Origin of the sequence: Campylobacter concisus, assembly GCF_050447505.1 — a bacterium.
Lineage (GTDB): Bacteria > Campylobacterota > Campylobacteria > Campylobacterales > Campylobacteraceae > Campylobacter_A > Campylobacter_A concisus_BP.
Genome location: NZ_JALMFZ010000002.1, coordinates 1 through 23,246 on the forward strand (window position 1 = coordinate 1; position 23,246 = coordinate 23,246).

The 23,246-nt window shown below is 35.2% G+C and carries 25 protein-coding genes; 16 read left to right on the forward strand and 9 right to left on the reverse strand.

The genetic code is table 11. The features are described 5' to 3' along the window. The coding region (locus MTT09_RS10020) for a hypothetical protein (protein WP_429803739.1) at positions 1 to 855 on the reverse strand (855 nt) is incomplete at its 3' end. A gap of 202 nt (positions 856 to 1,057) precedes the next feature. On the opposite strand from MTT09_RS10020, the gene MTT09_RS10025 reads away from it, so the two are divergent. The 7 genes from MTT09_RS10025 (at position 1,058) to MTT09_RS10055 (ending at position 6,783) form a co-directional block, all read left to right on the forward strand. Then, the gene (locus MTT09_RS10025) at positions 1,058 to 1,321 is read left to right on the forward strand and encodes a type II toxin-antitoxin system prevent-host-death family antitoxin (RefSeq protein WP_429803740.1); all 264 of its coding nucleotides are present in this window, start codon (positions 1,058 to 1,060) and stop codon (positions 1,319 to 1,321) included. Then, positions 1,314 to 1,616 (forward strand): type II toxin-antitoxin system RelE/ParE family toxin, encoded by a 303-nt coding sequence (locus tag MTT09_RS10030; RefSeq protein ID WP_429803741.1) that lies wholly within the window; start codon positions 1,314 to 1,316, stop codon positions 1,614 to 1,616. Before MTT09_RS10025 ends, MTT09_RS10030 begins: the two co-directional genes overlap by 8 nt. A gap of 142 nt (positions 1,617 to 1,758) precedes the next feature. Further along, positions 1,759 to 2,307, forward strand: a complete 549-nt coding sequence (locus MTT09_RS10035; protein ID WP_429803776.1) for a tyrosine-type recombinase/integrase — start codon at positions 1,759 to 1,761, stop codon at positions 2,305 to 2,307. Positions 2,308 to 2,341: 34 nt separating this feature from the next. Next, positions 2,342 to 3,688, forward strand: coding sequence for a hypothetical protein (locus tag MTT09_RS10040; protein ID WP_429803742.1), 1,347 nt, complete (start codon positions 2,342 to 2,344; stop codon positions 3,686 to 3,688). After that, positions 3,685 to 4,149, forward strand: a complete 465-nt coding sequence (locus MTT09_RS10045) for a hypothetical protein (RefSeq protein ID WP_429803743.1) — start codon at positions 3,685 to 3,687, stop codon at positions 4,147 to 4,149. The genes MTT09_RS10040 and MTT09_RS10045 overlap by 4 nt, the downstream gene beginning before the upstream one ends. 96 nt (positions 4,150 to 4,245) lie before the next feature. Continuing rightward, the gene (locus tag MTT09_RS10050; protein WP_103652011.1) at positions 4,246 to 4,797 is read left to right on the forward strand and encodes a zinc ribbon domain-containing protein; all 552 of its coding nucleotides are present in this window, start codon (positions 4,246 to 4,248) and stop codon (positions 4,795 to 4,797) included. A gap of 12 nt (positions 4,798 to 4,809) precedes the next feature. After that, complete coding sequence (locus tag MTT09_RS10055) at positions 4,810 to 6,783, forward strand: double zinc ribbon domain-containing protein (protein WP_429803744.1); 1,974 nt, start codon at positions 4,810 to 4,812, stop codon at positions 6,781 to 6,783. 38 nt (positions 6,784 to 6,821) lie between these two features. On the opposite strand, the gene MTT09_RS10060 is transcribed toward MTT09_RS10055, so the two are convergent. The 4 genes from MTT09_RS10060 to MTT09_RS10075 all read right to left on the reverse strand — a co-directional run bounded on the left by MTT09_RS10060 (position 6,822) and on the right by MTT09_RS10075 (position 11,123). Then, complete coding sequence (locus MTT09_RS10060) at positions 6,822 to 8,372, reverse strand: hypothetical protein (RefSeq protein WP_429803745.1); 1,551 nt, start codon at positions 8,370 to 8,372, stop codon at positions 6,822 to 6,824. A gap of 1 nt (position 8,373) precedes the next feature. After that, positions 8,374 to 8,931 (reverse strand): ClpP family protease, encoded by a 558-nt coding sequence (locus tag MTT09_RS10065; protein WP_196088722.1) that lies wholly within the window; start codon positions 8,929 to 8,931, stop codon positions 8,374 to 8,376. 96 nt (positions 8,932 to 9,027) lie between these two features. Continuing rightward, a complete protein-coding gene (locus MTT09_RS10070) occupies positions 9,028 to 10,314 on the reverse strand; it encodes a hypothetical protein (protein WP_429803746.1) in 1,287 nt (428 codons plus the stop codon). Positions 10,315 to 10,691: 377 nt separating this feature from the next. Continuing rightward, on the reverse strand, positions 10,692 to 11,123 hold the full coding sequence (locus MTT09_RS10075) for a hypothetical protein (protein WP_103615040.1): 432 nt from the start codon (positions 11,121 to 11,123) through the stop codon (positions 10,692 to 10,694). A 199-nt stretch (positions 11,124 to 11,322) separates the two neighbouring features. On the opposite strand from MTT09_RS10075, the gene MTT09_RS10080 reads away from it, so the two are divergent. The 7 genes from MTT09_RS10080 to MTT09_RS10110 all read left to right on the forward strand — a co-directional run bounded on the left by MTT09_RS10080 (position 11,323) and on the right by MTT09_RS10110 (position 17,666). After that, positions 11,323 to 11,805: a DUF1566 domain-containing protein gene (locus MTT09_RS10080; RefSeq protein ID WP_103634384.1), complete on the forward strand. Its 483-nt coding sequence runs from the start codon at positions 11,323 to 11,325 to the stop codon at positions 11,803 to 11,805. A gap of 158 nt (positions 11,806 to 11,963) precedes the next feature. Beyond that, entirely contained in the window at positions 11,964 to 12,287 is a 324-nt protein-coding gene (locus tag MTT09_RS10085) for a DUF1566 domain-containing protein (protein ID WP_429803777.1), read from the forward strand. 224 nt (positions 12,288 to 12,511) lie between these two features. After that, a complete protein-coding gene (locus tag MTT09_RS10090) occupies positions 12,512 to 12,949 on the forward strand; it encodes a DUF1566 domain-containing protein (RefSeq protein WP_180997408.1) in 438 nt (145 codons plus the stop codon). A gap of 99 nt (positions 12,950 to 13,048) precedes the next feature. Continuing rightward, positions 13,049 to 14,641 (forward strand): McrB family protein, encoded by a 1,593-nt coding sequence (locus tag MTT09_RS10095; protein ID WP_103634381.1) that lies wholly within the window; start codon positions 13,049 to 13,051, stop codon positions 14,639 to 14,641. A 4-nt stretch (positions 14,642 to 14,645) separates the two neighbouring features. Then, a complete protein-coding gene (locus MTT09_RS10100) occupies positions 14,646 to 15,182 on the forward strand; it encodes a hypothetical protein (RefSeq protein WP_429803747.1) in 537 nt (178 codons plus the stop codon). Then, complete coding sequence (locus tag MTT09_RS10105) at positions 15,175 to 15,900, forward strand: 5-methylcytosine restriction system specificity protein McrC (RefSeq protein WP_429803748.1); 726 nt, start codon at positions 15,175 to 15,177, stop codon at positions 15,898 to 15,900. The genes MTT09_RS10100 and MTT09_RS10105 overlap by 8 nt, the downstream gene beginning before the upstream one ends. A 515-nt stretch (positions 15,901 to 16,415) precedes the next feature. Next, positions 16,416 to 17,666, forward strand: coding sequence for a hypothetical protein (locus tag MTT09_RS10110; RefSeq protein ID WP_196088720.1), 1,251 nt, complete (start codon positions 16,416 to 16,418; stop codon positions 17,664 to 17,666). 10 nt (positions 17,667 to 17,676) lie between these two features. Here MTT09_RS10110 and MTT09_RS10115 read toward each other — a convergent pair whose 3' ends face one another. Both MTT09_RS10115 and MTT09_RS10120 read right to left on the reverse strand, forming a co-directional pair. Continuing rightward, positions 17,677 to 17,964, reverse strand: a complete 288-nt coding sequence (locus MTT09_RS10115; protein WP_196088719.1) for a type II toxin-antitoxin system RelE/ParE family toxin — start codon at positions 17,962 to 17,964, stop codon at positions 17,677 to 17,679. Beyond that, positions 17,965 to 18,216 (reverse strand): hypothetical protein, encoded by a 252-nt coding sequence (locus MTT09_RS10120; RefSeq protein ID WP_002941240.1) that lies wholly within the window; start codon positions 18,214 to 18,216, stop codon positions 17,965 to 17,967. A 170-nt stretch (positions 18,217 to 18,386) separates the two neighbouring features. Between MTT09_RS10120 and MTT09_RS10125 the strand changes: the two genes are divergently transcribed. Both MTT09_RS10125 and MTT09_RS10130 read left to right on the forward strand, forming a co-directional pair. Next, on the forward strand, positions 18,387 to 18,611 hold the full coding sequence (locus MTT09_RS10125; protein ID WP_103615032.1) for a type II toxin-antitoxin system VapC family toxin: 225 nt from the start codon (positions 18,387 to 18,389) through the stop codon (positions 18,609 to 18,611). A 971-nt stretch (positions 18,612 to 19,582) separates the two neighbouring features. Further along, positions 19,583 to 21,451, forward strand: coding sequence for an NERD domain-containing protein (locus MTT09_RS10130; RefSeq protein WP_429803749.1), 1,869 nt, complete (start codon positions 19,583 to 19,585; stop codon positions 21,449 to 21,451). Between the two features lie 6 nt (positions 21,452 to 21,457). Here MTT09_RS10130 and tpx read toward each other — a convergent pair whose 3' ends face one another. Both tpx and MTT09_RS10140 read right to left on the reverse strand, forming a co-directional pair. Beyond that, positions 21,458 to 21,988: a thiol peroxidase gene (tpx, locus tag MTT09_RS10135; RefSeq protein WP_429803750.1), complete on the reverse strand. Its 531-nt coding sequence runs from the start codon at positions 21,986 to 21,988 to the stop codon at positions 21,458 to 21,460. Positions 21,989 to 21,997: 9 nt separating this feature from the next. Further along, positions 21,998 to 23,140 carry a trans-sulfuration enzyme family protein gene (locus tag MTT09_RS10140; protein WP_429803751.1) on the reverse strand — a complete coding sequence of 381 codons (1,143 nt, stop codon included), beginning with the start codon at positions 23,138 to 23,140 and terminating at the stop codon, positions 21,998 to 22,000. Positions 23,141 to 23,246 lie beyond the last annotated feature (106 nt).

A 23,246-nucleotide genomic window follows, 5' to 3' on the forward strand; every position in this document is an offset into this window, starting at 1 on the left:
ACTAAGGATAGGTAAGGTTACGCCATAAAGAGATCTATTACTTTGATGCTCGACCATCTTGTAGGTTAATTTACTAAGCTCATAGAATAAAAAGCATCCGTTTGCCTTTTTAAGCGCAGCCTTTGGGTCACTTAGATCAACTATGCTTAGTATAAAAAGAAATATTTGTTTTAGTAAAAACTCTCCGCTTTCTTTATTTAACTCGCTCAAATTCTTATCTAACTCTATAAAACACTCTTCAATGCTTTTTTCAAATTTAGCTCCATCTAGCCCCTCGCTAGATATCAAAGAGCTAGCATCACTTAGTAGATCATTTTTTAAGGTATTTAGGCACTCTTTTACGATATCTTTGGCGTCATCATAGTTGGATACTATGACCTCAAACATATCATAAAAGCTTATAGCTTCTGTCTTTGTTTCACCCATGCTTTTTAGCAAATTTCTCTCGTGCTCATCCTGAGCAGCTTCAAGTTCAGCTTTATATCTTGCTTTACTTTTTATGGGGCTTATCTTCTCTTTTAAATTTGCAAAAAACTTGTCAACCGCACTCTTTTTATGAACAATCTTTACTGGTATATCTCTATATTCAAATTCTCTTATTCTATTTAGCTTGCTATCAGTAAAGCTCTCTTTATTTATATAAAAGTCAGATACGATCGATACATCTTTTTTATCTCTCTTCTTAGAAAATATTAGATTAGATATGATCTCATTAGCTATGCCGTTAGAGTACGATGTGAGTGAATTTAGGCTAGACGTATAAAGCGTCACACTCTTTGCATCAGCCATATACTCTTTTATCTTTTTTAATGTCTCTTCACAAGAGTAGGTTATATTTATTTCGTTGTTTTGCATATTAAGCCACCACTACTGTTTTTGATATTTTATTGTGATTGTATTTATAATATTATTAATTTATTACTGGTTAAGGAAAAGTAGGAAATGTTTAATACTTGGGCTTATATTTTTTAGTTTGCCAAGTTAGCTAGATAAAGCCATCTAAATTTATATCATAATTATGCTATAATCATGTCATATTATTAAAAGGAAATAACATATGCCTCAAATAGTACCTATAAAAGAGCTTAGAAACACAAATGAAATTTCACAGCTATGCAATAGCAAGGATGAACCAATATTTGTAACTAAAAATGGCTATGGAGACTTGGTTGTGATGAGCATAAAGACATATGATAAGCTAGTAGCCACAGCCGATATAGATAGCGCCATCGCATCATCTGAAGCTAAGATAACAGTAGATACAAAGATGCTAGAAGCAAAAGACGTTTTTGCTAGTTTAAAAGATAAGTATCTTGAGTAAGTATAAAATCCTTGTCTCACCACAAGCTTATGAAGAGCTTGAAGAGATTTATAAATATATCGCACTATCTTTGCTCTCGTCAGGTGCTGCAAACTCTACGCTAGAGGCTATCAAAAACACTATCCTTAGTCTAGATGAGATGCCAAATCGTGGTGCTATTAGAAAAGTTGGCAGATATGCCAATATGGGCTATAGACAGCTATTTGTTAAAAACTACACGGTGATTTATAGGGTAAATGAAAAAGATAAGGCTGTTATAATCATCACTATTAGATATACACCAAGTGCTTTTTAGACATACAACTTCAATAATATCTTTCTAGAGAAATATCCACCAATCTAGCACTCTTTTTTTGTGAAAATATACATAAACATCTTTTAAAATTCCAGCCGATGAGAAGTCACCGAAAGACAACTTTAGTCTAGATGAACTAAAAATAGTTCTTGATACAAAAAGGCTTGATCTACGAAACTATATGATGTTTGCTCTTCATACTGGGCTAAGGCTTAATGAAATTTGGCAACTTGATAGCAAAAGCATAGGCAAAGAAGATGGTATAAAATTTATAAATGTTAAGACTGCCAAGCAAAAAGGAGGCGTTAGCAAATATAGACAAATTCCGCTACATAAGAATATTGAGCATTTGGCTGACTTAAAGTGGTTAGAGCAAATCAAGAAAGGAAAAGAGAGTAGTGATTATTTTGGAAAGCGCCTAAATAGACACATTCATAAATCTATCCCAAGTGCAAATGTTAGTTTTCACAGACTACGTGGCAATTTCGCAAAAGCCATTAAAGACTATTGTTTGGAAAATTCTCTAGCAGATCTTACTTCCGTTCTTTTGGGTCATAGCATAGACCTAGCAACTGATACATATGCAAAAGGAGTGCCCTTGAAGGCTAAAAAAGAGGCATTAAAGGGGCTCGAAATCTTTAATTTTTTGATTTTTAGCGCTAGCAAAAATTTTTTATCGCAAAAGATATAATTACTAGTATAAAAATTTTAAAAAAGGATTTTTTATGACAAAATATATTAAACAGCAACTTGAAGTTGATGATTTCAATGAATTAAATCATCTAGGAACAAAGTTTTATTATCAAGACAAGATAGAAGAACTATCTGATGATATAAAATATTGTCTCACAAAGGGATATGGGAGAGCCACAAGTGATAAGAATAAAGATTACTGGCTAAAAATATGCTTTAATCTTTTTGGTCTATTTCCATACTCTGTCCATTTGCCTGGAGCTAAAAAGCTTGATAAGATAATAGATGAGCGACTTAGTGCCTTAAAATTCAAGACCGATACTACCCAAAGACTTGCCGTCCCGATAGATGATGATCTGCCTGTAGAGGAGTTAATAAATAGTTTTTGTCCAGCTGCACCAGAGAAAAAACCAGCCCATAAGAAAAAGAATGCTAAAGAAATTCCTAGTGGCAATACAGTAGAGGTAAAAGATGGGCTTATTGCTTTTATACCACATTATATCGTGTCAGAGATATTAAACTATAAAGAAAAGAAAAAGAAAACCAAAATAAAGCCAATCAAACCTAACAAAGATTCACTAAATATAGCAACGATAGAAGATTTAGTTGAAAACTATTTAGAAAGTGTTGGATCAAGACAAAAGTTTAGCGAAAGCACAAAAAAAGAATACAGATTTGCATCAAAACTACTTCAAGAATTTCTTGATAGTAAAAGCATTGGGATAAATGATATAAATTTAATTGTAGCTGAAAAATTTCAAGGTAGTCTTTTAAATTCTAAAGATGGAACACAGAAACGTGGCGAAAAAAGAGTGAATAAGCAAGCATATAATTGTGTCATTATAGATACAGCAAAAGGCAAATACAGTAGCGAATCCAAAAGAGTAATTGTCCTACATGAAAATATCAAAGACTTACATAATTATAAATGGGTTAAAGCCATAAAAGAACAATACCCTACAATAAAGTCTTTTAATAAAAAAGCCAATGGCTGCATAAGAAAAGTTATAAGTGATAAAAAAGTTAGTGATCATCGCTTGAGAGGCAACTTTGCTAAGAAATTAGTAGAATACGATCATATAAACAACATAAGTGACTCCATTGTAAATGTTGCAGATGAATTAGGCCACAATACAAATAAAAACAATAGAAAGAATCTTGAACAATATAACGACCAAGTTAGGGGAATGTTGGGTTACAATCTCTCCGACGCTCTTGACATATACGCCCAGTCTAAACTTTTGAAAACTAAACTAAGAGACATAAAAGCATTTGATGAATATTCAGGTATTTTCAAATACTTAGATATACCAAGTAATAAAATACCACACATTAAATCAAATAAAAATAATAAAAATAATAAAAAGGACAAAAAATGATAATAATTCATAACAATGAACTTTTGTTCAGACCTGCTTACTCAGACGAACTTTATATATTTGATGATCCGTTTGAGACTGTTAATGATTGGCTTGATGCGATGATCATGGGCTTAAAACAAGAATGCCCTTTTGTTTTAAGCGGTTCATCTCTTGGCGAATTTACTACAGAAACGAGTGATTTCACAATAGGTGGCGAACAAGGCGAGGCATTGACTTACCAAAATGTATTAGATTTTTGTAAAGAGCTATACGATGAAGTCTTTAAGATCAGGGGCAAGCTAGTTGGGCTCTTTTGTCAGTCCATAGGCTGCACAGACAAAGAGGAATTTGACGAAATTTATCAAAAATTCAATAAAAAACTTGATGAGTTTAAAAAAATTCTAGACAAGTTTAAAATACCACAAGGTTTAGATATGCAATATGGCTTCAAGCAGTCCATGCCTTCTTATATTTATTAAAGCTATGCTTATTTTTAAGAATGAGCTTAGTAAAAGTTAAATAGAATTATTCACTTTGAATAGTTCTATTCTTTAAAAATAAAAAAGGAATGTAGTATGGAGACTAAATTTTGTCCATTTTGTGGTGAGACAATTAACAAAGATGCTATTAAATGCAGATTTTGTGGTAGCTTCTTAAATGAGGAAGCCAAAAACCAAGCAAGAGAACAAATGAATAGCCAAAAAAATATGGCGAATAATTTCCCATATCAAAACCAAGCAAATAGTAATGAAATCCCGCTTGGTTTTATAAGAACATGGGATGGAGAAGTAATCCTAAAGCCACAAGGCTTCAACTTTTGGGCATTTATATTTGGGCCTCTATACTATACTGGATATGATAACCTGCTATATATATCTCTAGCAACTATATCAACAGTTTTATTATACTTCTTGATTAGTATAGGCATAAAAAATGATAGTATGGAAATGATTAATATTGTTTATGTGGTTTATTCAATCGGTTTGACCGTGGCACAAATCATAGCGGGTGCAATAGCAAATAAGGTTCTTCCAGTAAAAACAGTTAAATTTAATTATGGCTGGGCAATTGGTGCATTTTTAGTATTGCTTATTGCACAATTGATATCTCTAAGACTATTTTTTTAGTAGGATTTGGGCATGAATAACAATCTAGTCAAATGTCCCTTTTGTGCTGAAGAAATAGAAAAGGACTTGGAGTTTTGTCCTATCTGCGACACACAGCTAAAAACGCAGTGCCCTTTTTGCAAAGAAGAAGTAAAGACAAATGCTACCAAGTGCAGATTTTGTGGTGAAACCTTGCACTTTATGCCAAAAACCAAGAAAGAGATCATTAAAGAGCAAGAAGAGAGTGAAAGAAAAAGGCTGCGAAAGTTAGAAGAAGAAGCAAGAGAGAAGCAGCTAAGAAAAGAAAAAGAAGAAGAGGCAATTCGCTTGAGAGAGCAAAGACAGCGTGAATTAGAAGAAGCTAGACTTGCCGAAGAAGCCAAAAAAAGAGAAAACAAAGAGCAACTAAAAAAGCATATAAAAAACTATAAATTTATATATGCTATATCTATTTTTATACTTGCTGTAGCGGTAGCTTCTGCATTTATATTCTTAGGAAATCCAAGTAGATATGAAATTTATAGCCTAGAAAATGAATGCGAAAATCAAAATGGTGATAGTTGTATGAAGTTGGCATACTTTTATGAAAAGGAACATGACACTGCAGCAAAGCTGTATGCAGACAAAGCGATAAGTCTTCTAAAAGAGAAGTGCAAATCTGACTCTAAAGCCTGCTATCAACTAGGCCTGCTTTATGAACATGGCGACTATCAAACTAGTAGTTTTACTTTAGAGAAGATAAAAAATATAGATTATAAAGAGGCTTATGAATATTACAAAACATCTTGCAAATCAGATAATACGCAAGCTTGCGATAAGCAAAAAGCACTTGAAGACGATGCAAAAATTGCTTGCGAGATAGGGATAAGCGATGGCTGCATAAAACTGGCTAAAGATTATGAACAAAAAAACGACCTAGAGCATGCAAATGAGATCTATACAAAGCTATGCAACAATAACAACAAAGAAGCTTGCAAGGCTTTAGCTGGCAATCTACTAAAAGGTAATCCCTCTGAAAAAAATATAAAAGTAGCTTATGAGATATATAAAAAAGTTGATGCCTCTAAAGCAAATACAGTTTTTAACGGCGAACATGGATGCCTTCTAAACAATAGTCTTGCTTGCTTTGAATTGGGATTAGAATATAGCAACAAGGGTGATTACAAGAAAGCGAATGAATATTATGAAATGGGGTGTAATTTAGGAAATGGCGAATCTTGCACTAACTTAGGCGTTAATTACCAAATGGGAAAAGGAGTCTCAATGGATATAGACAAAGCAAAAGAGTTTTACCAAAAAGCTTGTGATATTAAAGATGGTTTTGCTTGCCAAAACCTAGCTTTTGTATATTATATAGTTGAAGAAAAGATAGATAGTGCTGCTATAAATTTTGAAAAAGCTTGTAATCTTGGTATGGCTAAATCTTGTGGGTATGCAAGCGAACTTTTTAAGGATGACGCAAACATCTTTAAGGATCTAAAAAAAGCTATCGAATTTGCTAAAAAAGGGTGCGATCTAAAAGATGGCAAGAGCTGCTTTATCCTTGGTGCTGGATACGGAGAAGGCGATGGTATAAAAAAGGATCTTAAAGAAGCTAATAAATACTATCAAAAAGCTTGCGATCTAAATAACGATGCTGAAGGATGTGCAAGTCTTGGTTATAACTATAAATATGGCTATGGGATAACTAAAGATCTAACTTTGGCTAATAAATATAATCAAAAAGCTTGTGACGCAGGAAGTGGTAGAGGTTGTAACTATCTTGGTGTAAATTATAGAGATGGTGCTGGCTTTGAAAAAAATATGCAAAACGCATACTCTTACTTCAAAAAATCTTGTTATGACTACAACTATGCTAGGGGATGCACAAATTTAGGCGAAATATTATGCATATATGGCAATTATACCAATGCAAAACAAGAAGCACAAGACGCGCTAAATAAAGCATACTATAAACTAGGCGACAAAAAAGCACTAGATATACTTAATCAATATTTTAGCAACTAAACACTCATGGGAAGCTCTCCCATGAGTAAATTTACATCTTATAAAATCTCCCAGAGCTCTTTATCTTCGTCACTTGCTTCGTTTGCTTCTTGAACTAAAGCATTTAGCTTTTTAAGCAGTGCATCAAGTTTTTGATTTAGCACTGGCACTTCAGACTTCTTTTTTGTCACTATGTCTTGTTTTATGAGCAAAGAGCGCCTTTTAAATAGCTGCTCGTTATATACTAAAATTTCATTATCCCCAAGAGCTACATTAGTAAAACTACTACCGATACCAAGCTCTTTTTGATAGCTTAACTCAGCCTTTAATAGGTCATTTTCATCTATAAATATAGGCGAAGCTTTATAAATTTTACCATCGTGGTAATACTCAAATTTTTTTAACTTGCTAAAGTCTTTATCCTCTCCGCTGGCGTATTGTCTGACCGAGTTTTTAAAGAAGTATTGATTGGTTAAATTTCCCACCAGCTCTTTATATCTTGAGTCACTACCAAGGCTACTTTTTAGCACATCTTCGTTTTGAAAGGCGAGTATGAGCTCAACCCTAGCCTCTCTTAGCACGTCAGCGTGTAGGTCCGTTGAGGGATTTAGCACACGCTGCGCCTCGTCTATAAAGATACTAACTGGCACCTTCTCTTCGTTTGCTATGCGTTGCGCCATATTTGAAAGGGTGGAATTTAGCATAAGCTCTACCGCACTATCCTTTAGCCCTTGAGAATTTACAACAACTATCTTTCCTTCATTTAGTAGCTTACTTATGCTATTGCCATGATAGTTTAGCATCTCATCGTCAGCTATGCTTTGCAAGGCAAAAAGCATAAATGTGTAGTTTGAGAAAAGCCTTGCTTTTTGTGACTCTTCATCATTTCTTACACCTTCATACTCCTTAAAAGCTTGTATGAAATTTTCAGATTTTTCATTAAACTCGCCTAATGCCCAAATTTTCTCATTTAAAGAGCTAGCCAAATGTCTTCTTTTGCTTATACCTTTTGCAAATGCTGTGTCGCTTTTTACATGATCATCTACCAGTTTAACTAAGGCATAAAATTTTTTAAAGTCGCCTAGCTGCTGGGTTGATTTGCATAAATTTGCAAAGCTTGGCTTTATATCTTTCGCTCTATTTTCTATATATGGGGTGCAAAAACCTTGCTCCGTAAGGTCACATATCGCCTTCATCATTGAAAGGGACTTTGTAGCGATATTTGCCGCTAAATTTCCCCAAAATGGATCACGCTTTGTGCCAAATGTCTTTTGAAAGAAATTCATCAATAAGCTCTCACTTGCATCATCCATTATGTTTATTTTGTTTCCCCATGGCACGTTTATCATTACTACATCTTTTAGCCTGCCATGCTTCTTGGCTAGAAATTTAACCTTTTTATGCTCAACTCCTTTGTAGTCAAAGACAAGCATCCCATGCCCTACTTTTATACGCTCATCCATCGCTGGCAGGATCGCTGAAGTGGTCTTGCCACAACCTGTTTGCCCCGTTATCATCGCATGCGTAAAGCTAATAGGTATGCTAAGAGCGTTTGAAGTAGCGACTTGGGCTACACCTTTTGTATTATTAATTAGTGAAAAAACTGACATATTATTCTCCTTTATTAGTTGGTATTATTTCATTGGCTAGGCCATAAGCAATAGCTGATGATGCGTCTATATAGCAGTCCCTATCGGTGAGCTGCTCTATCTTTGCTATTTTTAGGTTGCTATTAGTCTTTATCATCTCATTGACTTTTGATTTGATTTTTAAAATTTGATTTGCGATCAGCTCTATGTCGCTTGCCTGACCTGATGCACCGCCAAGAGGCTGATGAAGCATGAGGCTTGAGTTTGGCAGCATATAGCGCTTATCTCCGTTTAAAAATATGAGTGCAGACATAGAGGCAGCTAGCCCCACGCAAAATGTATTGATTGGTGATTTTATGGTCTTCATAAAGTCGATTAGTCCAAAGCCATCATATATCGAGCCTCCAGGGCCGCTTATATATATGTTTATGTCGCTTTGATCTACGCTGTCAAGATACAAAAGCGTCTTTTGTGTAGTTAGGCAAATTTCTTGATCGATCTGCCCATATAAAAAGATATTTCTATCAGCTAGCAAGCTCATGTGAATGTCGGCGAAATTTAACTTGTCAAACTCTGCCATCTTCTCTCCTTGTTTTGATTTTTGTGAGAGAAGTTTAAGATAGTAGATGAGTCTTTAAATTCCACCTATTGCTTCTAGAGCCGGTGGCTTGGTCGTTTATAAAAGCTCTATATCGTCTATGTGATGTCCCAAAGCAGGAGATCTTTTTTCATCAATGAATAAATTTAAGCTCTTACCAAGGAGATCTTCAAAGTAAATTTTAGCTATCTCTTTAGAGTTTTTATATTTAAAAGGAGTATGCACGGCAATATATAGTCCGTAGATATCATCAATAAGCCACTGCCTTGCGTATCTATCTTTGTTTATTTCAAAATTTTTGTGAGAAAGATCATTTTTTAGATTATCTAGCTCCTTTTTAAATTTGCTTAATACAAAGATATTTTCATCTTTAAGGGATTTATATATAAGCTCAGGGTCTAAAAGCGAGCTATCATCTAAAGATTTTAAACGCTTTTTAGTGAGGGTGGTTTTTATTTTTATCACATTTTGCTTTATCTTCCAAATTTCATCATAAATTTGATCAAAGTTACCAAAAAATGCGGGTGAGAATATAATCAAGGCATCATCTTCTCTAAAACTTATATATCTATCTTTAAAAATTTCAAACTCAAAAATTTCAGATCCCATATTGCTAAAAACTAGCTCTTGGTTATCTCTATCTAGCCCCATCACAAAGCCTCTTTTTATGATCAAAACATTCATGGATTTTAAAAATCTCTGAACTTTTGCCTCTTCATAAACATAGCTTAAAAGATAAAGCGTCATATCATCTGGCTGACTACTTGAAAAGTCTTTGTATTCGCAATCCCAAAGGTAATTTCCTGGTCTTAAACACATCATTATAAAAGCAGCGTCTTGCATATATGCAAATTTTTTATCATCGCCTATTGATCTACTTTTTAGAGATTTTACATGCTTTTCTAGGTATTCATTTGGAGCTAGGATGTAACTATTTTTATCGTTTATATGCTGTTTTTGGCTCGGTACTAAATTTTGATCTAGCTTTATAAGTGCATACTCTTCACATACTTTTTTTAGCTTTATATTTATTTGCCTTCTTTTGCTGTCTATTTTTTCATCAAAATTTTTGATGTAACCACGAAGTCTTGGCACATTTACTATTAGACCTTCGTCTTTGCCGCAAACTTTGCAAACTTCATCCATAAATTTTTCAGTCTGCTTATCTCTTTCTTTATTAACCAACTTTTTAAGTATAGGCAGATCATTTTCTTTACTAAAATCATAAAATTTACCAACAAAAAGAGAGAGCGCATATGTATTTACAATAGAGTTTAAAATAGGTGTTTGATGTATTTCTAGGTTATTATTTGGTTTCTTTTTACTTCTACCATTAAAAAGTTTATATTCGACCTCGAATGACATATTTTATCCTTGTAGTTTTTAATAGACCTATAGTATTTCAATAGACTACATCCACCAAAATTCTACCTATATTTTTATTAGTTTTCCAAAAAACAAAGCAAAAATATTGCTGAAATGATAAGTCTCATAGCCGTCTGTTCTATTTTGAAGCACATAGGTTGATTGAACACCTGTATCTATAGTATATTTGAAATTGCTAGTAGCACCTCTTTCCAATCCATATACCATACTAGCAAAAAAGCATATAATAAATAATGCCTTTTTCTATAAGTAAAAATTTGCAAGTATATTATTCATTACGAACTTTATTTAATATAAAATTTATTCTAACTACATAGTTTCTAGGTATGGTTGTCTTTATGGCGAGTAGAAGGTGGTTATAAAAGAGAAATATCTCTCATATGTCTTAGCGTTTGCTCTTTGTTTTTCTCTAGAATTTCTATTAGCCTTGATAAGAGTGGTTCTGAAGCATATTGACAAAGATCTATGATACGACTTATGTTTTGTAAATTTTCATATTCTTTATCATTGTAATTACATTTATTGACAATATCTTTTAAAAAGCTTGAGATATTAAGGTCGTCTATGAAAAGTTCTTGCTCGCTTACTTCAAGGGCTTTTGCTATATAAGGTATAAGCTCGGCCTTGATCTCTCTATTTCCATTGAGATAGTTATATATAGATGGCAGAGACGGCACTTCGCCTGTGCTTTTTAGCCTAGGTTCAAGATCTATAAATTTTTGGACAAAGTCCTTTTTCTTTAACTTTTTACTTCTTAGGATCGCATTTATTCTTTCATAAATTTGCATTTTACACTCTTTGAAATTGCTCTAAATTTAAGAAGTATAGTTGATAAAAAAATACTATATGAATTAAGTATTCAATAAGAATAATTCTAATAAGATTATCCGTATAGTAAATTTATTCTTAATAGTGATAGTTTTTATGAACCAACATACGTAATCAAGTTAATAGGTCTAATTTCAAGAAAAACAAGAAAGGATAAAGATGAAAAAGATAGCTTTTATGTTTGCTCTTTTGCTGTGTTGTGGCTCTGCGTTTGCGTTTGACCCAGTTGTGGGCGATATAACTACTGGATTTAGCAGAGATGACCGTTTGGGAGTTGTCAAAGACGATATATATAAACTGATGTGGCAAGATGGTGATTTGTCGCCACATGAGATGACTCACGACGAAGCCGTTCACTACTGCGAAAATTTAAATTCTGCTGGCTTTAATGACTGGCGTTTGCCTACGATAAAAGAGCTTTTAAGCATCACGGATGATACTAGATTTGAGCCTGCTATAAACAAAGCTTTTAAAAACGTCGCATACGAGACGACGGACCATAGAGGCGAGAGATGGTACTGGAGCCAAACTAAAAGTGCCGGCGCCTCGTCTAGTGTGTGGGTCGTGAATTCCAATGATGGCTTCGTTGGCTGGCGCGACGTTTCCTCTCGCCGCTTCGTGCGGTGCGTCCGGGACTATTGATTTTTGAAAATTTAGATAAAGGAAAAAGTATGAAAAGATATATAGCCGCTTCTTTGCTGCTTTGCGGTTTACTTCACGCAGAAGCTCTAAGCCCTACGTGCTACCGAGATAACGATAAAAACGTAGTGATATGTAACGACAAAAAGCTAGGAAGACTAATGTGGCAGGATGAAAAGCAAGGCTTTAAAGTAACGTGGGATGAGGCGCAAAAGTACTGCAAAACATTAAGCCTAGCCGGATACAAAGACTGGAGGCTACCAACAAAAGTGGAGCTACTAAGTATAGCGGATCATAGTAGGTATAACCCCGCTCTAAATACCGCTTTTAAATACATAGCAGACCCTAAATATTCAGATTACTGGAGCCAAACTAAATACGCCGTCAACTCGTCTTATCCGTGGTTCGTGGGTTTCAGTCTTGGCTACGCTGGCTTGAACTGCGTTTATTGTCGCCCCTTCGTGCGGTGTGTCCGACAGTATTGATTTTTGAAAGGATTTGAAAGAGTTGCGATATAAAAATTTGTCTATATTTAGAGCTTCTATGAGATTTTGCGTCTATTTAGAAAACAGTGTGATGAAAAACTTATAAATTTAAAAAGCTTCGTTTCTAACTCATATAAAATGGGCTAAGTAAAAGGTGGCTTTGATAAATGAAAGTCTGGAAAATATCCAAGCGATATATAACTTTAAAAAGTAAAGGAAGATGGATGAAAAAATACATAATTATATCTTTGCTGCTTTGCGGACTGCTTCACGCAGAGGAGTTAAGCACTGCGTGCTACCGAGATAACGATAAAAACGTAGTGATATGTAGCGAAAAGAAACTGGGAAGACTAATGTGGCAGGATGAAAAACAAAGCTTTCAAGGAACGTGGGAGCAGGCGCAAGAATACTGCAAGATAGTAAACCTAGCCGGATACAGAGACTGGAGGCTGCCGACCGAGACAGAGCTGCTAAGTATAACGGAAAGATCCAACCCCACTCTAAATACCATTTTTAAATACATAGCAGACTCCCCATGGTACTGGAGCTCTAACTATAACGCCAACTCGTCTAGTGCGATAATTATGCGTTTCTGGGACGGCATCTCTGGCTGGGAAAACGTTTCTCGTCGCTTCTACGTGCGGTGCGTCCGACAGGATTGATTTTTAAAATTTCTTTTTTAAGAATTTTAGACTTAATGGAGGCGCTTTGAAAAGCCTTTTGCTCCCTTTACGGGAGCTTTTTAAATTTTGGAGAATGAAATGACAAATTTTACGGCAGAACAGATAATAAAAATAAACGAAATTTTTAGCAGAGTTGTCGACTGCAAGGGAAATTTGAAAGTGTTTGGAGGCTTTCATTGGGACGAGCAAAGCAAAAGATATGAGTCAAACACCAAAGATGAACAGACCGTTATACTTTATGGCAATAAAACGGATAAAAATATAAAAACCTTTAATCAAACTAGCGATAATACCCTGGAAAACAAATTTTCATATTACTATAAGCATACAAATGATCAAAATTTTAATTCAAATGTCGTATTTGGGCTTTGCAGTAAAAGCAACATAGCTGATTTTAACCAAGAAAAAAACAAAGGTCTTATTGAGCATAATTTTAAAATAAATGACATTTCAAATGACGACAATATAAATACACAATTTTCTATACTGCTTTATAGGTTTAAGTCTCTTCAAAAAAACGATTTTGAAATTTTATATACCGCATTTTACGACCTTTTGAAGCTTTGTGGTTTTGATATACTCAGCAATAAGGTCAATATAAATATTTTATACAAAAATATATTTCAAAAAGTTATCGAAGTTTTTACTGGTAAAGGCGTTGATCTATATTGCAACAAAGAACCAAATAAAAGTCCTGAAAAGATAGACGATGCCTTAACTAAAAAACTAAAAGAATGTTATGAAATAAATAAATTATTTTGCAAAGTTAAATCAAGCCAAAATTTAGACGATTTAAATGATGAAGAAAAACTAATTTTTAAGAAATATGGATATTTAGTAAAAGTTGCCGTATTTACCGCATCAATAGAAACATGGTCAAAAAATATGATTTTCTACGGTGCTCCTGGAACCGGCAAAACGAAATTCGTAAAAGACTGCCTTGATATTTTAGATCCGAACCGCACTAGAACCGAATGGGTACAGTTTCATAGCGGTTTTGAATACGAGGACTTTATAGACGGCATAAAACCAAACGGCATACAAAACGGAAATTTAAATTTAGCTTTGACAAACGGCATATTTAAAGAATTTTGCTTAAAAGCAGCACAAAATACTGATGAAAATTTCTTTTTTATAGTCGATGAGATAAATAGAGCCGACATAGCAGCGGTATTTGGTGAGACGTTATCGCTTTTAGAGGAGAATTACCGAGGTAAAAGCATAAAGACTAAAAATTATGCACTTAGTAAGCAGGAGTTTTCTATACCAAGCAACGTATATTTCATAGGTATGATGAACGATGTGGATAAGAGTATCGACTGCTTTGATTTGGCTCTTAGAAGGCGCTTTGCGTGGGTCTTGATGGAGTGTGATTATGAGGTTGTAGAAAATGCGACGGATAAAGCCTACGAGACAAAATGTGAAAGTTTAAATAGCTACATCATTAAAGAAGAGTACCAGCTAAAAGGTAGCAAAAAAACAGATGGCTTAAATTTAGGCAGAGCTTACGAGATTGGACATTCGTATTTTCTCAAAAAGGAAGCAATGAGTGAGCAACAAATTTGGAATAGGCATATCGAACCGATTTTGCGTGAATATATCAGAACGCAGTTTGGTGACCGTGACGCGGAAGATAAGCTAAATATAGCTAGGGAAATTTTTGTAGGCTAACGCAATGTTTAAAGATAATAGCCTCTGCAGCCAAAAAACTTATAAAAAAGAAATCACCTTTGACAAGCTGGCAAAAGGTAAGACGGACGTCATTTTTTTAAACGGACGGCATGATAAATTTAAATCCAAGATAAAAGACGACAAAGATGCGCACTATATTTTAAGAGAGTGCAAGAATGGCGGTTTTAAATTCGGCAACTATATAGGCCGTTTTACCTTTGAAGGACAAGAATATATCATAAACTCGCGCTTTGGCAAAGAACTAGAAGCCGATCTTTTAAAAACTATCGACTCGGCGTTTTTTAGCTCTGGCGGTAGCGTCGCGGGCGCAAGCGGCGAGATCCCTATGGACTACATCCTTTACACCTCGTTTATCAGTCGCTTAAAGCTAGCCAAGTTAAGCGGCTTTCCAAGCGTTTATAAGAAAATTCCTTTTAGAGACTACGCCCTGCACGGAAGCCTTGACGTTAAAAATTTTATCAAAAAAGATCAGCCCTTTATGGGTAAAATTTTCAAGTCGAAAAAGCTCGCGAGTGCCTGACGAAGTGGTCGCAAGGGTGCTTTTAAAAGCTTACGATATCTTGGTTAGAAAAAACACTAAATTCGCACTTTACGACAAAGAAATAAAGAATTTTTTGCTAGCCAATGCTAATGGCAAGATGAAGAGTATCAGAGACATAGATGCGGCTTTGAACTCAAAATCCGTTATGAACGAGCTTTACAAAGACTACAAAATTGCCCTTCAAATCGCTAGGATTATCATTTTGCAAGATTCTAGATATACGAACGAAAGCGCCGTCAAAAATCTAAATTTTGGTTATTTACTGTATGCGCCCAACCTTTTTGAACTTTATGTCGAGAGGCTCATAAGAAGTGTATTAGGCGAATTTGGCGGTAAATTTAGCCTAGAGACTCAGTATAAAATTCCAGGCTCAAATTTGAGACCTGATTTTGCGATAAAAGATGAAGAAGGGAAAATTTTAGCTGTTTTGGATGCTAAATATAGGCATTTTTGTAATGCCAATTTAGGTGAAACTGATTGCAAGAATTTGCTACAAATAAAAAGATATGCAAAGAAAGCCGGTTCAAACACTGGAATTCTAATCTATGCTAAAAGTGGCGTCTTTAATGGGTTAGGAATCATAAGACATAGTTCTGAAAACAAAATTTTTATACTCAGTGTATTAAGAAACAATAATAAAAAATTCGCTGACAAATTTAAAAAGTATCTTAAGAAGATTTTAGAAACTATAAAATAAAAAAGATAATGTGAAAACATTATAAAGGTTGCAGCGTTTATGGCCATAAGATTGCTGGATACAAAAGCTGTTTTATCCATAGAAGGATATATGGTAAAGATGTTCTTTTAAAAGAAAAAAAGATAGTATCGCTGTCTATGTGGATATAAGATAAAAGGCACTATATCATCAAGTGATCCGCTAGTAGTCGCAGTGCTAAGCGGAGAAACATACTGTAAAGATATGCTTTAAAGATAAAAAATAAAATACGTAAAATATGCGATTAGAAAAATGCCTATGTAGCAGATGATGCACAAACAAGCTAAGGCATAAAGGACTCATTTAGTCTAGCTCTAGAATATGACTTATATTTTAAAAGAATGTAGGTCAAATCTCTCTTTTACATTAAAAAGCCTCGCAGAGCCCAAAGGTTTAGAGCTCTCTAAACCAATTTGGGCAATAAAATGGTTTAGGCTAATGATTTTTGCCCAAACACATATAATTACTATAAATAGATATTAAATTAAAGAGGCAATATGTTTAAAAACCAACAAGCAAATATAACATTTGAGCTAGCTAGTGACCGCACAAATGCTCATAATAGCAGAGAAGAAAAACCTGGCTACCTAATGCCAAGATACTATCTAAATGAAAAATATGGCATCTTGAAAAAGCCTGTGAGGCACATAAGATTAAATAAGCTTAGCTTTGATGACTTATGGCAAAAAAGAAGAGATGAGATGAAGTATGAAGTATCACATCTTGGCAAGATAAAGTTGATAGATAAGCATAAGGGCAAAAAACCACTAAAACAAAATTGTCACTATGAATGTGTCATAGGACTAAACGAGCATACGCAACTATCAAGCTTACTAAAATCCATAAAAGCTGTAAGCAAAATTTTAAATATTGAACCCATAAATTTATACATTCATAGTGATGAAGGGCACCTTTTAAGAAAGAGCGATAACAAGGAGATATTTCCACTATTTCATGATGAAAATGGCAAACTAGGTGGCACATACATTACAGATAAGGATGGCAGAGCTTATTACATACATATAAAAGAGAGCATAAATGGCAAGCAATACTATGAAAAAGGGGCCGAACTCGAATATGAAAAATTTGAACCAATATTTCAAAAGCATGCTCATGTAGAATGGAATAGCCTAGTAAATGGCAGAAACCAAATGCAAAGATTCAAAAAGAATACAACTGATCCAAATTTGGACTATAAAACCGTTTTTAAAACTGTATATAACACAAACGCTGAAATTCTGGGAATGATAAAAGGAGATGGTGGTAGTAAGCATAAAAAACTAAAAGCTTTTAGAATAGCCAGCGAAAATGATAAGCTTATGAAAAAACTAGAAGAGCTAGAGGCTATCATTGAAAAAGATGAGACATATATAGGGATCATTACTGGATATAGTGAAGAGCAAAAAGTAAAGGTAGAAGAGCTAGAGTATGAAAATCAAACACAAAGAACAAGACTTAGCGATCAAGAAAGCTTATATAAAGCTCAAGAGACGGAGCTGCAAACTACTAAAAATGAGCTTTGCAAGGCTAATCAAGAGCTTATCAAAAAGAATATTGAAATAGAGCTTGCAAGAGAAGAGATAAGGCAAGTAAAAGAAGAAATTTATAATCTAGTCATAACTCATGCAAATACAAATATCAAGCTAAAAAGAGAGCTTGAATACTTTGGTATAGCCTTTCCTGTGGAGATTAAGATGCAAGAGCTAAATAGTAATTTAGAAGCTATAGCCTCTATAAATTTAAGCTAATAGCGTATTTCTATGAGTAAGAAGTAAGATTGTGCTTATATATTGCAAGTATTTTTATGTGATCTTGTTCTATACGAAAGACCACCACATATCCTTTAAAGATAAGATCTCTTGTGTCTTCTCTATTGATTGTTTTATTTTTTCTAAATCTATAAGGCATATAAGAGATACTTTTTAGTCTTTCTAATAGCTCGCAATAAAAAGCCCGAGCAGTCTCAATGCTATCCTTAGAGTAAAAATCTAAAATCGCATCAAGTTGGCTTAGAAATTCCTTGCTTAAATAAGGAATTTGCTGCATTTAAGCACCGTATTTTTTAAAAAGAGAATTTACATGAGCACTCATTTCGTCCATTGAGACATACTCTAGCTCTCCTTTATCATCCATATCAGAAATCCTCTTTAGGTGCTCTTCGTCCTCTTTACTAAGATAGTTTTGCTGCTCACCATAGGTTTCAAAAATAGCAGCTGGATCTATTTTAAAAAGTAGAGCCTTTATCGCTTCGAGAGTGGTATTATCTGCAGTTGTTTGAATGTTTATCATGGTAGTCATAAAAGTCCTTTTAAATTTGGGTAGATTATAGCACTTTAGAGTCTTTGATTTTATTAAAACAAAAATTTTCTATAGCTAAAAATTCTAGAAAAAGTTGTCCTGATAATCGGACAAGTTTTTTATTAAAAATACTCTAAAAGCTCCTTAAAATCATAGAATACTTGTTACAGATGGGCGATTTTATCTCAAATTTCGGCGTTTTGGATTTTACGAGTAAATGCGCAGCAAGCTATGGTAAAATAAGGCTTGAGATGAGAAATAAAAACAGAAGGATAGGCGATATGGATATGCTGATTGCTGCCGTAGCGCTTGGCAATAATCTTATTTTGGTTACGAATAACGAAAAAGATTTTAAAGATATAAGCGAGCTTAGGATGGGAAATTGGAGCATTTGATATAATATACGGTAAATACAAAGCCTTTTGTTGGTTATATCGGAGGTTAGCTTAAAGCTGGAATGTGCAACCAAAACAAAGATGACTAAGCTCATGAAAACCAGTTGTGCCGCTCTCGATAGACTACTAAACCCAGACAACGATTCGCTAACGCTAAGCACGCTTGAAGGTGCGATAGCGTCAGGCAAAAGACTAAGTATCTAGGTAACCTGGCGGTTGCCGATTAATATATTTAAATAAAAATCGTCTAAAATTTTGGACGAAATTTTATATAAAATATCGCAGAGGAAAGGAATTAATGGTGCTAGACTTGTTACATAGACTTTTTACATCTTTTTACCCAGAAAGAGTCAATATTTATACTCTTAAAAATGCCATAGAAATCCCATTTTTAGGTACTTGTAGTAATGAAAAATGTTTTTACACTCTAGGTGTCCCTATCTCCCGGCCACTTCAAATTTTAAATCGCTTTTATTTTTCACTCATTTTACTTATTTTAAATTTTATATTTTTGCTATAAAAATTTAGATTTAATGCAAATAAAAAATACAAAGGTATAGAAATTAAAATAATACATTTCGTCTCTAAATTTTGGAGAAATTTTGTGGTATTTAAACTGGCACGAGAGCTCTAAAATAGCAGGATTTACTAAGTTTTTAGAAAAATAATCAATAAATAACTAAAAACTAAAATTTGCGTATCTTAAATAGTAAAAATTTTAGGCGAGATAAAATACAAAGCTTACTTTTAGTTTAAAAAAGCAAGAGAGGCGGCATGGTATGCGCTAAAACCATGATTTTTGGTATGTTTAAAAGAAAAAAGAACTTATATTTAAATGATTAAAACCACTCTGCTAGTTGGCTAGGACCCACATTGTCATAAAAAAGCTAGCTTGATAGCTCAACCGCTTCAAACTCTAAGATTAAAATTTATAAAATAGCAAAGTTGTTAAAAATCTAAAGGAGTGGTTTATGAACATAAAAAGCATTTTTAGTAAGATATTTAAAGGTGAGCAGGGTGAGGCCGATGTGCTCGAGGCTATCGGTAAAATTTTAAATCAAAAGGGCGATGAAAACTACTATCTAATCCCAAAGGCGAGCATCGACGATCCTGCGGGCTCGTCTAGGGAGATAGATCTGCTTTTGCTCCATCCAGCGCTTGGAATTTACGTCATCGAGGTGAAAAACTGGGATGATCTTGAGCAAATAGACGAAAATAATCCATACGAACAGGTGAAAATTTATCAAAGAATGCTTCTTGCAAAGATAGAGTCAGAGCTTAAAAAAGTGCCTATAAATGTCGAGTACAGGGTCATTTTCCCCTCTATCAGCAAGGCCGAGGCTAGTAAATTTTACGCGAAAAATCCAAGCTATCTAAAATTAAAAAATCACACCTTTTTCAAGGACGATCTAACAGACGAAGACATCTTTGCTAAATTTTTCAACTCCTCTATAAGCACGCTGCCAAACAAAAAAGAGTTTCTTAAAATTTCAGAAATGCTTGTCAATCAAAGCAGGCTAAAACAAAAGATAATCCCGATAATCACGAAAGATGAAGTGATGTTTTTTGACCACAAGCAGCTTAGTATCATGAATGGCTACACTGGCGGTTTTCGCGTGATCAGAGGCGTGGCCGGCACTGGTAAGACGATGATACTTGCAAATTTTGTTGCAAATAGGCTTGAGCGTGACGAAAATGAGAAATTTCTCGTGCTTTGCTTTAATAAAAATTTGGCTCAAAATATCAAATCAAGCTTTGGCGATAAATTTATAAACAAAAATATCGCCGTTTATCCGATCATCTCGCTGCTAAAACGCATAGAATTTGATGAGAGCAAGCTTGGCATGGATGAAAATACAAATATCAGCCAAAAGTATCAAATTTACGAATCAGATGAAGCAATAGCCGAGTTTAGAGCGAAATTTAAAGCCCACCTTGCAAAGCACCCGATCGACTACGTCCTTTGCGACGAAACCCAGGATATGCCAGCTGGCTTTATGCGCGTCATCTACGAGGAGATAAAGGACTGCATATTTTTCATCGACGAGGCGCAGAAATTTTACACATACACTATGAACAACATCGCCGACATCTTTCACCATCCAAAATTTGAGCGTATCGACATGAGAGGGCGCGTGAAAAATCTAAAAAACGTCTACCGAACACCTTCAAATATCGCTAGGTGCGCATTTGAGATCTTGCAAAAGGACTCAGCGATAAATGACTACTACAAAAAGAGCTTTTATCTAAATCAAGACTTCATCTCAGACATCCAGTGTATCTTGCAAGACGGCAGCATAAAAGTAGCCGAGCTTGATGAATTTGCAGAGCTTAAAAAGTGTCTAAAAGCCTTGCAAAATGGCGAAACAAGTGTCGTTTTAAGTAATAGCAAGGTCGCTGTAAATGCCATAAAAGAGAGCGTCTTGCCAGAGGACAAAAACGTAGAGGTTTTGACGATACAGTCCATTAAAGGCCTTGAAGCACAAAATGTCATCATCCACAACTTTTTGCCGTTTTTGCAGACCATATATAAAAATGAAAGGGCGCTTTTTTATAGAAAAATTTACGTCTTACTAACTAGAAGCCGTGAAAATTTATATATTTCACTGCCTAAAAATTTAGATGAAAATTTGCCAGATGAGATAAGGCAGGTGGTAGATGTTATCAAAAAATACGCAAGCATCACGCAAGACTTGCCGCCGAAAAATGAACAAATAAAAGAAAAATCAAGCCTAAAACTAGCCTCCATAAGGCCAGTTTTAAGAGGTGTAAAAGAGGGAGCCGAGCTGGTGGTGACAGGCAGTCAGCTCTTTGCCATCATAGCTGGGCTATTTGCATAGTAAATTTTAATGGCAGCCGCAGCCACAACCACATCCGCCGCTTTGTTTTATCGCGTCAAAAACTGCGTCGTAGTTTGGCTCCTCTGTCACTTCAGGGACGATTTGCTTGTGGATGATGACGCCATCTTTGATGACAAAGACCGCTCTTGCAAGTAGGCCTTTTAGCGCTCCATCACTCATCAGCATGCCGTAGTTTTGGGCAAATTCGCCGTATCTAAAGTCGCTTCCCACACGCAGGTTTGCTATGCCCTCAGTCGTGCAAAATCTTCCCATCGCAAATGGCAGGTCGTTTGAGATGATGCTAAGTTTTACGCCGTGTTTGCCAGCCACTTTTTCGTTAAATTTACGAGCCTCAGCCGCGCAAACGCCAGTATCAAGTGATGGTAAGCAGACAAGCACCTCTATGCCGTTATTTCCGCCCACGCTAAATTCGCTAAGATCTTGCGCTACGACTATTGCTTCAGGCGCATAAGAGCCGACAAATAGCTCATTTCCGCTTAAATTTACCTCACTGCCTTTAAATTTTGTAGTTGCCATGATTTCTCCTTATCTTTTAGCTTTTTTAAATGCTTGATCAAGGTCGGCTATTAGATCACCTGCGTTTTCGATGCCGATGGCTAGGCGAAGCAAATTTTGCTTTATGCCGATCTTGTCTAGCAACTCTTTTGGATATGCCTCGTGCGTCATCGTAGCAGGCCTGCAGATAAGGCTCTCTACGCCACCAAGGCTCACTGCTAGATCAAAAATTTCTAACGCTTTTACAAATTTATTTACATCATATTTTTCATCAAGCTCAAATGATATAAGAGCACCGATGTCGCTTGCTTGAGCCGCTTGCATCTTTGCCTCTTGCTCGCTGTATGAGCCAGGGAAATGCACCACGCTAACGGCGTCATTATTCTGCAAAAATTTTATGATTTTATGGGTATTTTGCGTTTGTCTATCAAACCTAACGCTAAGCGTTTTAAGCCCACGTATTAGGTAGTATGCATCCATCGGACTGATGATGCCACCAAGCGTGTTTTTAGCAAATTTGATCTTTTCAGTCAAAGCATCGTCGTTTAGCGTGACGATACCAGCGATCACGTCAGCGTGTCCGCCGATATACTTTGTAGCGCTATATACCACGATGTCAGCTCCGTGCTCAAGCACTTTTTGATAGTAGGGCGTCAAAAATGTGTTATCCACGATGACTAGAGCGCCCTTTTTGTGAGCGATCTTTGAAATTCTAGCGATATCAGTCACTCTTAAGAGAGGATTTGAGGGAGTTTCGATGAAGATGGCTGCCACGTCGTCGCTTATGTCATCTTCGCTTAAAAAATTTAGATCATCTATAAATTCGCTCTTTATGCCGTGGCTTTCAAAAACTGTCGTGACATATCTATATGTGCCGCCATAGACGTTGCTATTTAGCAGGACTTTTTGCCCTGTTTTGATAAGGCTAAGTGCAGCTGCTGTTGCTGCCATGCCTGAGCCAAAGCTAAATGCGTATTTGCTACCTTCAACTTTAGCAAAGATATCATCAAAGGCTTTTTTCGTAGGGTTGTTACCACGTGAGTAGGCAAATTCTTGAAAATTTTCAAGGTCATCTTGCACAAAGGTGCTAGCTAAAAATACTGGCGGAACGACCGCTTTGTTTGGGTTGTTTTTAGCTTCGATGCCTTTTACGATTAGAGTGTCTAGTTTCATAAATTTCCTTTTTAAAAATTTACGAAATTTTACATGATAAAGATTAATTTTCCCCAAACCCACCCAAAATATAGCCAAACCAGTAAGTGGTAGTAAAAGTGCTTTT